This is a genomic window from Caldimonas thermodepolymerans (assembly GCF_015476235.1).
Classification (GTDB): Bacteria; Pseudomonadota; Gammaproteobacteria; order Burkholderiales; family Burkholderiaceae_C; genus Caldimonas; species Caldimonas thermodepolymerans.
Genome location: NZ_CP064338.1, coordinates 2829735 through 2843369 on the forward strand (window position 1 = coordinate 2829735; position 13635 = coordinate 2843369).

A 13635-nucleotide genomic window follows, 5' to 3' on the forward strand; every position below is an offset into this window, starting at 1 on the left:
TCAGGCGGCGATCTTTCTTTTCTGCAGGTGGACGGGCTGGAACACCTTCTGCGCGCTGCGCCAGTGCGGCAGCACGTGCCCTTGCGCGTCGGTCACCATCGTGGGACTGCAGATGTCCAGGCGCTGCGCCTCGGACTCGAAGTCGTCGGGCCCGAACGGCACCACCTCGGGCGGCAGGGTGTCGGTGCCGGCCATGAAGGTGCGCCCGGGCACCGGGTCGAAGCGCGTCGAGTACATGTCGCCGACGTCCAGCACGGCCGCGGTGACCGAGCCGCGCCGCAGCAGGCGCGGGATGTCGTCGGCCAGCTTCTTCAGGCGGTTCCACGGCGTGTAGATGCGCCGCATGACCTCGTAGTAGGTGTCGAGGAAGTCCTGCAGCGGGCTCAGCTGCGGCTGCAGCACCAGCGTGTAGGCACTGAAGTCGTACAGGTTGGCGTGCGGCAGGAACATCGGCGCCTCGCTGGCGGCCATGCGGTCGAAGAACGGCGTGCCGGGGATCGGCGTCTCGAACGAGACGAAGCTCGGCACGTGCAGGCCGCAGCGGTGCAGGTGTTCGGGCAGCGAGCGGATGTAGGCCGTGTCGTCATGCAGCGGGCTGACGATCAGCCCGCCGATGACCAGGATGCCCTCGTCGCGTGCCTGGGCGATGGCCTCGGCCATCTTGCCGATGTTGTTCTGCGGCTTGGTGATGTCCTTCAGCGTGGCCGGGTTGAAGGTCTCCAGCCCGACGAACACCGAGCGGCAGCCGCAGTCGTACATCAGCTTGAGCAGCTCGCGGTTGGCGATCACGTTGAAGGTCAGGCAGGCGCCCCAGCGCACGTCCAGCGGCTTGAGCGCCAGGCACAGCTCGCGGAACCACTTCAGGTTGCCGGCCAGGTTGTTGTCGTAGAAGACGATCAGGCGCTGCTTCCAGTTGGCCACCTTGAGCTGGCGCAGCGTCGCCTGCCCGGCCTGGATGTCGCGGATGACGCTGTGCACCGGCCGCAGCGCGTGGCGCGTGCCCAGCGCCGTCAGCGCGCAGAAGTCGCACGAGTACGGGCAGCCGCGCGTGGCCTCGACCGACAGCGGGAAGATCTGCTTGTGGGCCACGCCTTCGATGGCCGGCACCGGCACCAGCTCGGCGTGGTAGCCGCTGGAGCGGTAGACCGGCTGCAGCCGGCCGGCACGCGCATCCTCGGCCACGCGCGCGACGGTGTCCTCCGGATCGCCGACCACCACCGCATCGAAGTACGGCAGGCACAGGTGCGGGTAGGTGCTGGCCATGCCGCCGCCCAGCACGGTGCGCGCGCCGCGGCGGCGGAAGTAATGGCTGATCTGGCGCGCCCGGTCGAAATCGGCGTGCACGCAGGACAGGAACACCAGGTCGTAGCTGCGCGACCAGTCCGGGTCGTCCCAGGTGTCGTTGATGATCTCGACCTCGCACCAGTCGGGCAGCAGGGCCGCGACCAGCGGGCCGATCTGCGGCTGCAGCCCGCCGCGGTGGTGCGCTCCGCGGCGGTGGTAGTCGGTGAAGACGGCGATGACGGCCACACGCATGACGAGACCTCGTTCAGCCGGGCGAGGCCACGTCAGCGCGACGTCGATCGCCAGGTCGGGAAGGCGCCGTGCTGCTGCGTCATCTGGCTCACCGCAAGCACTGCCTGGGTGCGCGAGCTGACGCCCAGCGCGCGCAGCACCGCCGCGACATGGTCCTTGACGGTCTCCACGGACAGGTTCAGTTCGCGCGCGATCAGCTTGTTCGGCTTGCCCTGCAGCAGCAGCGCCAGCACGTCGGTCTGGCGCGGCGTCAGCCCGAGCGAGGCCAGCGGCGGATGGGTCTGGTAGCCCGCCTGGGTGGCGGCCTGGCGCACCGTGGCCGGGGCGGACGACTCCCCGGAGGACGCCGGGCTGTCGACGCCCATGCTCATCGGCGGCACGTACACGCCGCCGGACATGACCATGCGCAGCGCCTCGAACAGCGTGTCGTTGGAGGCGCGCTTGGGCACGAAGCCCATCGCGCCCATGTCGATCGCGCGGATCACGTCGCTGGTGCGGTCGGAGGCGGAGATCACGACCACCGGCAGCGCCGGGTAGGTCTGGCGCATCTCGGCCAGCAGGTCGAAGCCGTCGGCATCGCCCAGGGCCAGGTCGAGCAGGACCAGGTCGTAGTCGGCGTCCTGCTGCAGCGTCTCGCGCGCAGCCCGCCCGCTGCTGGCGGAGGTCACCTGCACGCCGTCCCCCAGCCCCTGGATCACGCTTTGCAGCGCCGACAGGATCAGGGGGTGGTCATCGACCAGCAGGACCTTCATGCGCGCTTCTCCTCCATCAGCCTGTCAGTTCTCTCAGTACGTGCCCAGCCCCGGGATGCTACCGCCGCGCCGCGGCCGCCGGCCCCCCCCTAAGGGGGGGATGCGCACGCACTGCGCGCGCGTCGGGGCGTCAGGGATAGCGGCGCGTGACGGACTCGGCAACGCACACCGGCTTGGCCGAGCCTTCGCGCTCGACCGTGACCTCGATGGTCAGCTGCACGCCGCCGTCGTCGACCGGCTCGTAGCCGAGCAGCTTGAAGTGCGCACGCAGGCGGCTGCCGACCGGCACCGGGGCGGGAAAGCGCACCCGGTTCAGCCCGTAGTTGATGCCCATGCGGGTGTTGCGCACGTCGAATGCGGTGGCGAAGAAGGCCGGCATCAGGCTCAGCGTCAGGAAGCCGTGCGCCACCGTGGTACCGAACGGCCCCGCCTTGGCGCGTTCGGCATCGACGTGGATCCACTGGTGGTCGCCGGTCGCGTCGGCGAACTGGTCGATGCGCGCCTGGTCGATCTCGATCCAGTCGCTGGTGCCCAGCGAGGCGCCGACCAGCGGCGCCAGGTCATGCAGGTGCTCGAAGATCCTCATGTCGTCTCCCGGCCGGCTCAGGACTGCAGCCAGCGCACGATGGGTTGCCATTGCTCCAGGTCGCGCTCGACCCGGCCGGGGGCGACGTCCCACAGCGTCAGGCCGCGGGCGGCGAGCTGGATGTAGTTCTGCGTGTCGCGCAGGTAGCCGATCACCGGCACCTCCAGCGTCGCGGCGAAGGCGCGCAGCTGGTCGGCCGCGATGGTGCCCTCCTTGACCCGCATGCCCACCACGCCGACGCGCACGCGTTCGGACTTGCGGTGCGCCAGCACGTCGTCGAGGAAGGCGCGCGTCGCGTAGATGTCGAAGATGCTGGGCTGCAGCGGGACGATGATGGCGTCGGCCAGCTGCACCACCTGTTCCAGGCGCTTGCCGTGCAGCCCGGCCGGGGTGTCCAGCACCACGTGGGTGGTGCCCTTGGGCGGGCGGACCAGGTCCTCGCGGGCGCGGTCCCAGGTGGCGATCGGGCGCGCCGCGGCGGGGCGCAGCGACAGCCAGGTGCGCGAGGACTGCTGGCGGTCGACGTCCCCGAGCATCACCTTGTGGCCTTGCGCGGCGAAGTAGCCCGCCAGGTTGGTCGACAGGGTCGACTTGCCCACGCCGCCCTTGGGATTGGCCACCACGATCACCGGCATCGCGCCCTCCGCCCGTCGGAAACTGGAATCGGGTAATGTTAGCGGCCCGTGCGGCATGCCGCCTCGAGAGCAACCCCGGCTTCCGGCCCGCATCCGCCCCAGTCCGCATACCGCACAACACGTCCATGAGACCGACCCTCGTCCTCGTCGCCCACCCCCAGATGCACCTGTCGCGCGTCAACGCGGCGCTGATGAAGGCCGCCGCCGGCCTCGGCGACGAGGTGGTGGTGCGCGACCTGTACGCCGCCTACCCCGACTACCTGATCGACACCGCGGCCGAACAGCAGGCGCTGCGCGAGGCCGAACTGGTCGTGTGGGTGCACCCGATCCGCTGGTACGGCATGCCGCCGATGATGAAGCTGTGGCTGGACGAGGTGCTGACCGCGGGCTGGGCCTACGGCGCGCAGGGCCACGCGCTGCACGGCAAGTCCCTGTGGCTGGTCGCCTCCACCGACGGCCCGCGCACCGCGTACCAGCCCGACGCCAGCGGCCGGCCGGTGTTCGACCTGTTCCTGCCGCCCTACGAGCAGACGGCCACGGTATGCGGCATGCGCTTCCTGCCGCCGTTGGTGCTGCGCGGCGCGCACCGCGTCACGGCCGCCGAGCTGCAGGACCACGTGGACACCTTCGTGCAGCGGCTGCGCAGCTACCCGGACTGGCCCGAGCTGGCATAAACGCACACCAAATCCCGGCGCGCGACATTCACTTGTTCGGAGCGCGCACATCGGCGCGCCGGGAGGCCGGACAATCCGGGGATGGAAGCATCTGCCTGGTTGACCACCTCCCTCATCTACCTCGCCGCCGCGGTCATCGCGGTGCCGCTGGCCAAGGCCCTCGGGCTGGGCTCCATCCTCGGGTACCTGGTGGCCGGCATGGCGATCGGGCCGTGGGGGCTGGGGCTGGTCAGCGATGCCGAGCAGATCCTCGGCTTCTCCGAGTTCGGCGTCGTGCTGATGCTGTTCCTGGTCGGCATGGACCTGGAACCGTCGCGCCTGTGGGCGATGCGCAAGCCCATCTTCGGCTGGGGCAGCGTGCAGGTGCTCGGCAGCACGCTGCTGATCGCGCTGCTCGGCCTGGCCGCGGGCTGGTCCTGGCAGGTCAGCGTGGCCGCGGGCTTCGGCCTGAGCATGTCCTCCACCGCGATCGCGCTGGGCGTGCTCGGCGAGCGCCACCTGATGGCGCGCGAGTCGGGCCGGGCGGCGCTGTCGATCGCGCTGTTCCAGGACGTCGCCTCCATCCCCATCCTCGCGCTGCTGCCGCTGCTGGGCAACGCGCCGCACGTGGCCGAGGCCGGCAGCGCCGCCACGGCGCTCAAGGCGGTCGCGGTGGTCGCCGCGGTGATCCTGGGCGGGCGGCTGCTGCTGCGGCCGGTGCTGCGCTGGATCGCCAAGAGCAACTCGCGCGAGATCTTCACCGCCACCTCGCTGCTGCTGGTGGTGGCGATCGCCACGCTGATGCAGGCCATCGGCATGTCGATGGCGCTGGGCGCCTTCCTGGCCGGCGTGCTGCTGGCCGACAGCGAGTACCGCCGCCAGCTGCAGACCGACGTCCAGCCCTTCAAGGGGCTGCTCATGGGCCTGTTCTTCATGGCCGTCGGGATGTCGATCGACTTCCCGGTCGTGCTGGCCAATGCCGGCGTCATCCTGGCCGTGCTGGCCTGCTTCCTGGTGCTGAAGCTGCTGGTGATGTGGGGCATCGCGCGCGGCATGCCGGTGCCGCGCGAGGAACGGCCGGTGTTCATCCTGCTGCTGGCCCAGGGCGGCGAGTTCGGCTTCGTGGTGCTGCAGGCCGCGACGCTGGCCGAGGTGCTGGACGCCTCGACCACGTCGATCCTGATCGCGGCGGTCACCCTGTCGATGCTGCTGACGCCGCTGCTGCTGATGCTGGTCGACCGCTACGCGGAGCACACGCCCAGGCGCGGCAGGAAGGCGCAGGTGGAGGAGCTGAGCGAACCGCAGGAGGCGCCGGTGCTGATCGCCGGCTTCGGGCGCTACGGCCAGATCATCGGCCGGCTGCTGTACGCCAACGGCATCGACGCGACCGTGCTGGACCATGACCCGGACCAGGTCGAGGCGGTGCGCCGCCTGGGGCTGCGCGTGCACTACGGGGACGGCACCCGGCTGGACCTGCTGCGCACGGCCGGCGCCGAACAGGCCAAGGTGCTGGTCATCGCGGTGGACGACATCGAGCACAGCCTGCAGATCGCCGACCTGGCGCGCCAGCATTTCCCGCACCTGCGCATCGTCGCGCGGGCGCGCAACGTCACCCACTGGCACGAGCTGCGCCGGCGCGGCATCACCGACATCGAGCGCGAGACGCTGGGCTCGGCGCTGACCAGCGCGCGCAGCGTGCTCGAGGCGCTGGGCTGGCACCCGCACCATGCGCGCGAGCTGGCGCTGCGCTTCCGCCAGCACACGCTCCAGCAGCTGGAGGCCCAGCGGCCGCACTACCAGGACGAGGCCAAGCTGGTGGCGATCGCCAAGCAGGGCCGTCGCCAGCTGGAGGAAATGTTCGCGCAGGAACGCGCGGCCCGCCAGGCGCGGCGCAAGGAAGGCTGGGGCCCCTGAGCACGACGAGGCGGGAGGGCCGCGCTGCCCGCGCAGGGGCAGCGGCGACCTCAGGGACGCCGGCTCAGAACGCGTCCCACACCAGCTTGATGCCGGTCAGGAGCATGCCCGCATAGACGAGCCGGTAGAACCACACCGGGCTGACGCGGTGCACCAGCCGCACGCCGATCCACACCCCCACCGGCGCCAGCGGCATCAGCACCAGCGCGGTGGCCATGTTGCGCAGGTCGATCAGCCCCAGCCAGGCGTAGGGGATCCACTTCGCCGCGTTGACGACCGCGAAGAACACCGCCAGCGTGGCGGAGAACTTCACCGGCGACAGGCGCAGCGGCAGCAGGTAGGCGTTGACCGGCGGCGCACCCACGTGGGCGACGAAGCTGGTGAAGCCCGAAACGATCCCGAGCAGCCAGCCGACCCAGCGCGGCGGCGCCTTGGCATCGGCGCGCGGCGGGAAGAACAGGCGCTGCGCCAGGAACAGCAGGGTCAGCACCCCGACCACCGCCGCCACCGCCTGCGACGACAGCAGGCCGAACAGCAGCGTGCCGATCACGATGCCCACCAGCCCGGCCGGCAGCAGCAGGCGCAGCACGTCGCGCTCGACCTGCTTCACGTAGGCCATCAGGCCCATCGCGTCGGCCACCATCAGCAGCGGCAGCATCACCGCGGCGGCCTGCGGCACCGGGATGGTCAGCGCCATCAGCGGCACCGCCAGCGAACCGAAGCCCACCCCGATGCCGCTCTTGGCCAGTCCCATCAGCAGGACGGCCGGCACCGCCGTGGCGTAGAACCATGGGTCGGTGATCAGTGCGTTGGCGAAGAATTCAGGCAATCCGGCACGCCTCGTCGAAGCTCAGGCGCGGGCTGCGCGGGAACAGCCCGCTCGGATCACCGTAGCCGAGGTTGCAGATGAAGTTGGTCTTGACGTCGGTGCCGGCCCAGAACTCGGCGTCCACGCGCGCGGCGTCGAAGCCGCTCATCGGGCCGCAGTCCAGGCCCAGGGCGCGCGCGGCCATGATGAAGTAGCCGCCCTGCAGGCTGGAGTTGCGGAACGCGGTGGCCTGCGCGACCGCCTCGTTGCCTTCGAACCAGGTGCGCGCGGCGGGGTTGTGGGGGAACAGCTGCGGCAGCTTCTCGTAGAACTTCAGGTCCATGCCGATGATGGCGGTGACCGGCGCCGCGGCGGTCTTGGCGCGGTTGCCCTCGCTCATGCAGGGCAGCAGGCGCGCCTTGGCCTCGGGCGACTTCACGAAGATGATGCGCGCCGGGCAGCAGTTGGCCGAGGTCGGGCCGTACTTCATCAGGTCGTACAGGCGCTGCAGCAGGGCATCGTCGACCGGACGGTCCTGCCAGGCGTTGTGGGTGCGGGCGTTGTCGAACAGCTGTTCGGTGGTGATGTTCATGCAGGCAGTCGGGTGAATCGGGAAAGGCGAGAATTGTCGGATGTTTTCCCCCTCTCAACATGACGTGCGGCTTTTCTTCTGCGAGGCCTGGCGCAAGAACCGTGCCGGCGAGCCGCTGACGCCGATGGAGGCCCTGGCCGCCGACTGGATCGCCGAGCACCCGGAGTACCACGCCGACCTGGCCGACGCCGAGGCCGCCAAGGCCGCGAGCTACCAGGTCGAGGAGGGACGCACCAACCCGTTCCTGCACCTGGCGATGCACCTGTCGATCAGCGAGCAGACCGGCATCGACCAGCCGCGCGGCATCAAGCAGGCCTGCGAGCTGCTGGCGCGGCGCCTGGGTTCGCTGCACGAGGCGCACCACGAGATCATGGAGTGCCTGGGGCGCATGATCTGGGAATCGCAACGCAGCGGCCTGCCGCCCGACGGCGACGCCTACATCGACTGCGTCAGGCGGCGCGCCACCCGTTGACCCGCATCACGAGCCGGGCGCTTGACTTTGACATCATGTCAAGGTTCAGGCTGTGAACCATGAACACCTCCGCCACTGCCTCCGTGACCCTGCCCATCGAGGGCATGACCTGCGCCTCCTGCGTGCGGCGCGTCGAACGCGTGCTGCAGCGCCTGCCCGGGGTGGACGCGGCCAGCGTCAACCTCGCCACCGAGACCGCCACCGTCCAGGGGTCTGACCTGGGCCTGCCCCGGCTGATCGAAGCCGTGCGGGAGGCAGGCTACGCCGTGCCGCAGCGGCAGGTGCAGCTCGCCATCGGCGGCATGACCTGCGCCTCCTGCGTGAACCGCGTCGAGCGGGCCCTGCGGCGCGTGCCCGGCGTGCTCGCGGCCAGCGTCAACCTCGCCACCGAGACCGCCACGGTCGAGGCGCTGGCCAGCGTCAGCGACGCGGCCCTGCGCGCGGCGGTGCAGGACGCCGGCTACGAGGCGCGCGACCTCGCCGCGCCGCCTCCTGCCGCAGCCCGCCCGGGCCTCGGCGAAGGCCGGGCGGTGCTGCTGGCCGCCCTGCTGTCGCTGCCGCTGGTGGCGCCGATGGCGGGCGACCTGTTCGGGCGGCACTGGATGCTCGACGGCTGGCTGCAGCTCGCGCTCGCCACCCCGGTGCAGTTCCTGCTCGGCGCGCGCTTCTACCGCGCCGGCTGGAAGGCGCTCAAGGCCGGTACCGGCAACATGGACCTGCTGGTCGCGCTGGGCACCTCGGCCGCCTACGGCCTGAGCCTGTACCTGCTGCTCGCGCACGGCAGCCACGCGCACCTGTACTTCGAATCGGCCGCGGTGGTGATCACGCTGGTGCTGCTGGGCAAGTGGCTGGAGGCGCGCGCCAAGCGCCAGACCACCGAGGCGATCCGCGCGCTGCAGGCGCTGCGGCCGGACACCGCGCGGGTGCTGCGCGACGGCGCCGAGCAGGCCGTGCCGCTGGAGCAGGTGCGCCTCGGCGACCTGGTCGTCGTGCGCCCTGGCGAGCGGGTGCCGGTGGACGGCGAGCTGGTGGACGGCCGTTCGCATTTCGACGAGTCGCTGCTGACCGGCGAAAGCCTGCCGGTGCCCAAGGGCCCCGGCGACCGGGTCACGGGCGGGGCGATCAACGGCGAAGGGCTGGTGCAGGTACGCACCACCGCGATCGGCAACGAGACGGCACTGGCGCGCATCGTGCGGCTGGTCGAGTCGGCCCAGGCCGGCAAGGCGCCGGTCCAGCGCCTGGTGGACCGCGTCAGCGCCGTGTTCGTGCCGGTGGTGGTCGCCATCGCGCTGCTGACGTTCCTCGCCTGGGGGCTGGCCGGCGGCGACTGGTCGGCCGCCGTGCTGCCTGCGGTCGCGGTGCTGGTGATCGCCTGCCCCTGCGCGCTGGGGCTGGCCACGCCGGCGGCCATCATGGTCGGCACCGGCACGGCCGCGCGCCACGGCATCCTGATCAAGGACGCCGAGGCGCTGGAAATCGCCCACGCGGTGCAGGTGGTGGCATTCGACAAGACGGGCACCCTGACCGAAGGCCGGCCGACGCTGGTCGCGCTGCAGCCGGCCCCCGGCGCCGGCCTCGACGGGGACGCCTTGCTCGCGCTGTGCGCGGCACTGCAGGCCGGCAGCGAGCACCCGCTGGGCCATGCGGTGCGCCAGGAGGCCGCCGCGCGCGGCGTGGCCGCGCCCGAGGCCCGCGAGCTGCGCGCGGTGGCCGGCCGCGGCATGGCCGGCCAGGTCGGCGAGCGCGACCTGCGCCTGGGCAGCGGGCGCTGGATGACCGAGCTGCCGCTGCCGCCGATGCCGTTGCAGGACGCAGCCCATGCGCTGCAGGCCGAGGGACGGACCGTCTCCTGGCTGGTGCAGCTGGCGCCGCAGCCGCAGTGGCTGGGGCTGCTGGCCTTCGGCGACACGCTCAAGGCCGGTGCGCGCGACGCGGTCGCCCGGCTGAAGGCGCAGGGGGTCGAGACAGTGCTGATCAGCGGCGACAACCGCGACAGCGCGCAGGCGGTCGCGCAGCAGCTGGGCATCGAGCGGGTGCACGCCGAGGTGCTGCCGGCCGACAAGGCCGCGGTGGTGGCCGGGCTGAAGGCCGGCGGGCGGCGCGTCGCGATGGTCGGCGACGGCATCAACGACGCGCCGGCGCTGGCCGCGGCCGACGTCGGGATGGCGATGAGCACCGGCACCGACGTCGCGATGCACGCGGCGGGCATCACGCTGATGCGCGGCAACCCGGCGCTGGTGGCCGACGCGATCGACATCTCGCGCCGCACCACGCGCAAGATCCGCCAGAACCTGTTCTGGGCCTTCGTCTACAACGTGGTCGGCATCCCGCTGGCCGCCTTCGGCTGGCTCAACCCGGTGATCGCCGGCGCGGCGATGGCAGCCAGCAGCGTCAGCGTCGTCAGCAACGCGCTGCTGCTGCGCTACTGGCGGCCATCGCGCCCCGCCGGCACGGGACGCGCGCCATGAACATCGGCCAGGCGGCGCGCGCCTGCGGGGTGTCCGCCAAGATGATCCGCCATTACGAGTCGCTGGGCCTGCTGCCGCCGGTGCGGCGCACCGAGGCAGGCTACCGGCAGTACGACGCGGCCACCCTGCACACGCTGCGCTTCATCCGCCGCGCCCGCGAGCTGGGCTTTCCGATCGAGGAGATCCGTGCGTTGCTGCAGCTGTGGAGCGACCCCTCGCGCACCAGCGCCGAGGTCAAGCGCATCGCCCTGCAGCACGTGGCCGACCTGCAGCAGCGCATCGACGCGATGCAGGCGATGAAGCGCTCGCTCGAGCAGCTGGCCGCCCACTGCCACGGCGACGGGCGGCCGGACTGCCCCATCCTGGACGACCTTGCGCAGACCCCCGCGCCCGCGCCGCGCCCATGAAAAAGGCCGCTGCAACGGCAGCGGCCTTGTCGCGTAAAAGCGTCAGCTGCGCGACCTGCGCACGAACCGACGCTCCCGGTGATCAGCGGAAGCGGCTTTGAGGCACGACCTTCATCTCGCCCGGCAGCGAACCGATGTACTGGGCGATGGCCTTCAGCTCGGCGTTGGAGAACTGCTTGACCTGGCCGGCCATGATCGCGTTGGCGCGACCGATGTAGGGGTTGCCCTCGGTCTTGTACGACTTCAGCGCGACGTAGAGGTAGTCGGGATGCTGGCCGGCGATCTTCGGGTAGCTGCCGTCGATCGGCTTGCTGAAGTTGGCGCCGTGGCAGGACACGCAGGCGCCCTTCTGCAGCAGCGCGGCCACTTCGGCGCTGGGCTGCTTGGCCGGCTGCTCCGGCACGGGTTGTGCGGCCGGCAGCGCCTCGTAGTAGGCGGCGAGGTCGGCCATGTCCTGCTCGCTCAGCGTGTCGGCGATGCCGCGCATCGTCGGATGCTTGCGCTCACCCTTCTTGTAGGCGTTCAGGGCGGCGACGATGTACTGGGCGTTCTGGCCCGCGATCATCGGCACCTTGTGCACTTCCGGAAAGCTCGACTGGTAACCCGGTATGCTGTGGCAGCCGATGCACATCGCCGCCTTGCTGCCGCCCGCTTTCGCGTCCTGGGCCTGCGCGGCGCCTGAAAAACCGGCCACCGCGGCCAGCACCATCATCGTGGAAAGCACTTTGTTCATGGGGTTGCGCGAACGAGTTCTGGAATTCAAAGCAACCACGCATTATAGGCCCGGCTCTTATACTGGATCGACGCCCCTCCAACATTGACGCATCGCAGGTTCCCATGAAGTTTCAAGGCTCCGAGAACTATGTCGCCACCGACGACCTCCGGCTGGCTGTCAACGCCGCGATCACGCTCAAGCGCCCGCTGCTGGTCAAGGGCGAGCCGGGCACGGGCAAGACCATGCTCGCCGAGGAAGTCGCGCGCGCGCTGGACATGCCGCTGCTGCAGTGGCACATCAAGTCCACCACCAAGGCGCAGCAGGGCCTGTACGAGTACGACGCGGTGAGCCGCCTGCGCGACAGCCAGCTCGGCGACGAGCGGGTCAAGGACATCCACAACTACATCGTCAAGGGCGTGCTGTGGCAGGCCTTCGAGGCCGACCGGCCGGTGGTGCTGCTGATCGACGAGATCGACAAGGCCGACATCGAATTCCCCAACGACCTGCTGCGCGAACTGGACCGCATGGAGTTCTACGTCTACGAGACGCGGCAGATGATCCGGGCCAGGCACCGCCCGCTGGTGTTCATCACCTCCAACAACGAGAAGGAGCTGCCCGACGCCTTCCTGCGGCGCTGCTTCTTCCACTACATCCGCTTCCCGGACGCCGAGACGATGCAGAAGATCGTCGAGGTGCACTTCCCCGGGCTGAAGAAGGAGCTGCTGGCCGCCGCGCTGCGCAACTTCTACGACGTGCGCAACCTGCCGGGCCTCAAGAAGAAGCCCAGCACCTCCGAGCTGCTGGACTGGCTCAAGCTGCTGGTGGCCGAGGACATCCCTGCCGAGGCGCTGCAGAGCAAGGACGAGAAGGTCGTGGTGCCGCCGCTGGTCGGGGCGCTGCTGAAGAACGAGCAGGACCTCACCCTGTTCGAGAAGCTGGTGTTCATGCAGCGGCACAACCGCTGAGACCGGAGGCAAGCGAGCGATGATGACCCTGGAACCGGTGACGCTGCGCGGCCGGCACGCCACGCTGGAGCCGCTGACGATGGCGCACGCCGACGCGCTGGCCGAGGCCGTGCGCGACGGCGAGCTGTGGAAGCTCTGGTACACCACCGTCCAGCCGCCCGAGAAGATGCCGGCCGAGATCGAGCGGCGCCTGGCGCTGCAGGCCAAGGGCACCGGGCTGTCGTTCGCGGTGCGCGACCAGCGCACCGACCGCATCGTCGGGCTGACCGCGTACCTGAACGCGGACACGGTCCACCACCGCGTCGAGATCGGCTCGACCTGGTATGCGGCCAGCGCCCAGCGCACCCCGATCAACACCGAATGCAAGCTGATGCTGCTCACCCACGCCTTCGAGCAGCTCGGGTGCATCGCGGTCGAGTTCCGCACGCACTTCATGAACCACGCCAGCCGGCGCGCGATCGAGCGCCTGGGCGCCAAGCTCGACGGCATCCTGCGCAGCCACATGGTGATGCCCAACGGCACGGTGCGCGACACGGTGGTCTACAGCATCGTCGCGGCCGAGTGGCCGACCGTGAAGACCCACCTCGAATGGCAGCTGGCGCGCCCGCGCGGCTGAGCGTGCCGCCCTCAGCCGTGATGCGGCGCATGCGGCCGGCCGCGCTGCGCCTGGCGGGCCAGTGCCCGCATCAGCAGCGCGACCATGCCGGCGAAGGCCTCGTCGAACTCGGCTTCGCCGCCGCTGGCGGCCACCACGATGCCGTCCAGCCACACGCTGCCCCACAGCGTGGTGTCACCCGGGCGCAGGCGCCACGGCTCGGCCGTCTGCAGGTGGAAGCTGTCGCGCCCGTGCTGCCAGCTCAGGCGCGCCTTGGCGCGCGCGAAACCGGCATAGTCGGCATCCCAGTCCTCGCGCCGGCCACCCAGCGAGCATTCGTACAGGATGGCCTCCTCGAAGCCCGCGTCCAGCGGGGTGCGCGCCGGGTCCATCACGACCACGTGCAGGAAGCCGCCCTGGTTGATGCGCGGGTCGCGGGTGGAGGCCTCGAGGACGGGCCGTGCCAGCTCGACCGCGGCGCGGGCGGTGTCCTGGTCGATCAGGGCGCTGTCGCTGCTGCGCTGCATGTCCATGGCG

At 70.7% G+C, this 13635-nt stretch carries 15 protein-coding genes; 7 read left to right on the forward strand and 8 right to left on the reverse strand.

The window, feature by feature from the left end:
• The 4 genes from IS481_RS13335 to IS481_RS13350 form a co-directional block, all read right to left on the reverse strand.
• Complete coding sequence (locus tag IS481_RS13335) at positions 1 to 1536, reverse strand: B12-binding domain-containing radical SAM protein (RefSeq protein ID WP_104355893.1); 1536 nt, start codon at positions 1534 to 1536, stop codon at positions 1 to 3.
• A 32-nt stretch (positions 1537 to 1568) separates the two neighbouring features.
• Positions 1569 to 2288 carry a response regulator gene (locus IS481_RS13340; RefSeq protein WP_104355894.1) on the reverse strand — a complete coding sequence of 240 codons (720 nt, stop codon included), beginning with the start codon at positions 2286 to 2288 and terminating at the stop codon, positions 1569 to 1571.
• 130 nt (positions 2289 to 2418) lie between these two features.
• Positions 2419 to 2874 (reverse strand): MaoC family dehydratase, encoded by a 456-nt coding sequence (locus IS481_RS13345; protein WP_104355895.1) that lies wholly within the window; start codon positions 2872 to 2874, stop codon positions 2419 to 2421.
• A gap of 17 nt (positions 2875 to 2891) precedes the next feature.
• A complete protein-coding gene (locus IS481_RS13350) occupies positions 2892 to 3509 on the reverse strand; it encodes a ParA family protein (protein WP_104355896.1) in 618 nt (205 codons plus the stop codon).
• 125 nt (positions 3510 to 3634) lie between these two features.
• On the opposite strand from IS481_RS13350, the gene kefF reads away from it, so the two are divergent.
• Complete coding sequence (gene kefF, locus IS481_RS13355) at positions 3635 to 4183, forward strand: glutathione-regulated potassium-efflux system oxidoreductase KefF (protein ID WP_104355897.1); 549 nt, start codon at positions 3635 to 3637, stop codon at positions 4181 to 4183.
• Between the two features lie 81 nt (positions 4184 to 4264).
• Positions 4265 to 6076, forward strand: coding sequence for a glutathione-regulated potassium-efflux system protein KefC (gene kefC, locus IS481_RS13360; RefSeq protein WP_104355898.1), 1812 nt, complete (start codon positions 4265 to 4267; stop codon positions 6074 to 6076).
• Between the two features lie 64 nt (positions 6077 to 6140).
• Here kefC and IS481_RS13365 read toward each other — a convergent pair whose 3' ends face one another.
• Positions 6141 to 6905 (reverse strand): sulfite exporter TauE/SafE family protein, encoded by a 765-nt coding sequence (locus IS481_RS13365; RefSeq protein ID WP_232529290.1) that lies wholly within the window; start codon positions 6903 to 6905, stop codon positions 6141 to 6143.
• Positions 6898 to 7476, reverse strand: a complete 579-nt coding sequence (locus IS481_RS13370) for a malonic semialdehyde reductase (protein ID WP_104355899.1) — start codon at positions 7474 to 7476, stop codon at positions 6898 to 6900. The genes IS481_RS13365 and IS481_RS13370 overlap by 8 nt, the downstream gene beginning before the upstream one ends.
• Positions 7477 to 7516: 40 nt before the next feature.
• Here IS481_RS13370 and IS481_RS13375 point away from each other — a divergent pair, with 40 nt between their 5' ends.
• The 3 genes from IS481_RS13375 to cueR are packed head-to-tail and all read left to right on the forward strand — an operon-like array spanning position 7517 to position 10823.
• Positions 7517 to 7948: a DUF1841 family protein gene (locus IS481_RS13375; protein ID WP_104355900.1), complete on the forward strand. Its 432-nt coding sequence runs from the start codon at positions 7517 to 7519 to the stop codon at positions 7946 to 7948.
• Positions 7949 to 8007: 59 nt separating this feature from the next.
• Positions 8008 to 10416: a heavy metal translocating P-type ATPase gene (locus IS481_RS13380; RefSeq protein WP_104355901.1), complete on the forward strand. Its 2409-nt coding sequence runs from the start codon at positions 8008 to 8010 to the stop codon at positions 10414 to 10416.
• Positions 10413 to 10823, forward strand: a complete 411-nt coding sequence (cueR, locus tag IS481_RS13385) for a Cu(I)-responsive transcriptional regulator (RefSeq protein ID WP_104355902.1) — start codon at positions 10413 to 10415, stop codon at positions 10821 to 10823. The genes IS481_RS13380 and cueR overlap by 4 nt, the downstream gene beginning before the upstream one ends.
• 82 nt (positions 10824 to 10905) lie before the next feature.
• Here cueR and IS481_RS13390 read toward each other — a convergent pair whose 3' ends face one another.
• Positions 10906 to 11556: a c-type cytochrome gene (locus tag IS481_RS13390; RefSeq protein ID WP_104355903.1), complete on the reverse strand. Its 651-nt coding sequence runs from the start codon at positions 11554 to 11556 to the stop codon at positions 10906 to 10908.
• Positions 11557 to 11660: 104 nt separating this feature from the next.
• Here IS481_RS13390 and IS481_RS13395 point away from each other — a divergent pair, with 104 nt between their 5' ends.
• Both IS481_RS13395 and IS481_RS13400 read left to right on the forward strand, forming a co-directional pair.
• Entirely contained in the window at positions 11661 to 12503 is an 843-nt protein-coding gene (locus tag IS481_RS13395; RefSeq protein ID WP_104355904.1) for an AAA family ATPase, read from the forward strand.
• Positions 12504 to 12522: 19 nt separating this feature from the next.
• Positions 12523 to 13119 carry a GNAT family N-acetyltransferase gene (locus IS481_RS13400; protein ID WP_104355905.1) on the forward strand — a complete coding sequence of 199 codons (597 nt, stop codon included), beginning with the start codon at positions 12523 to 12525 and terminating at the stop codon, positions 13117 to 13119.
• 11 nt (positions 13120 to 13130) lie between these two features.
• Here the strand turns inward: IS481_RS13400 and IS481_RS13405 are convergent, their stop codons facing one another.
• On the reverse strand, positions 13131 to 13631 hold the full coding sequence (locus tag IS481_RS13405) for a hypothetical protein (RefSeq protein ID WP_104355906.1): 501 nt from the start codon (positions 13629 to 13631) through the stop codon (positions 13131 to 13133).
• Between the last annotated feature and the right edge of the window lie 4 nt (positions 13632 to 13635).

Excerpts from the sequence above, each read along its gene's own strand:
- IS481_RS13335 (WP_104355893.1), bottom strand. The coding sequence starts at position 1,536 with ATGCGTGTGGCCGTCATCGCCGTCTTCACCGACTACCACCGCCGCGGA.
- IS481_RS13340 (WP_104355894.1), bottom strand. The coding sequence starts at position 2,288 with ATGAAGGTCCTGCTGGTCGATGACCACCCCCTGATCCTGTCGGCGCTG.
- IS481_RS13345 (WP_104355895.1), bottom strand. The coding sequence starts at position 2,874 with ATGAGGATCTTCGAGCACCTGCATGACCTGGCGCCGCTGGTCGGCGCC.
- IS481_RS13350 (WP_104355896.1), bottom strand. The coding sequence starts at position 3,509 with ATGCCGGTGATCGTGGTGGCCAATCCCAAGGGCGGCGTGGGCAAGTCG.
- kefF (WP_104355897.1), top strand. The coding sequence starts at position 3,635 with ATGAGACCGACCCTCGTCCTCGTCGCCCACCCCCAGATGCACCTGTCG.
- kefC (WP_104355898.1), top strand. The coding sequence starts at position 4,265 with ATGGAAGCATCTGCCTGGTTGACCACCTCCCTCATCTACCTCGCCGCC.
- IS481_RS13370 (WP_104355899.1), bottom strand. The coding sequence starts at position 7,476 with ATGAACATCACCACCGAACAGCTGTTCGACAACGCCCGCACCCACAAC.
- IS481_RS13375 (WP_104355900.1), top strand. The coding sequence starts at position 7,517 with ATGTTTTCCCCCTCTCAACATGACGTGCGGCTTTTCTTCTGCGAGGCC.
- IS481_RS13380 (WP_104355901.1), top strand. The coding sequence starts at position 8,008 with ATGAACACCTCCGCCACTGCCTCCGTGACCCTGCCCATCGAGGGCATG.
- cueR (WP_104355902.1), top strand. The coding sequence starts at position 10,413 with ATGAACATCGGCCAGGCGGCGCGCGCCTGCGGGGTGTCCGCCAAGATG.
- IS481_RS13390 (WP_104355903.1), bottom strand. The coding sequence starts at position 11,556 with ATGAACAAAGTGCTTTCCACGATGATGGTGCTGGCCGCGGTGGCCGGT.
- IS481_RS13395 (WP_104355904.1), top strand. The coding sequence starts at position 11,661 with ATGAAGTTTCAAGGCTCCGAGAACTATGTCGCCACCGACGACCTCCGG.
- IS481_RS13400 (WP_104355905.1), top strand. The coding sequence starts at position 12,523 with ATGATGACCCTGGAACCGGTGACGCTGCGCGGCCGGCACGCCACGCTG.
- IS481_RS13405 (WP_104355906.1), bottom strand. The coding sequence starts at position 13,631 with ATGGACATGCAGCGCAGCAGCGACAGCGCCCTGATCGACCAGGACACC.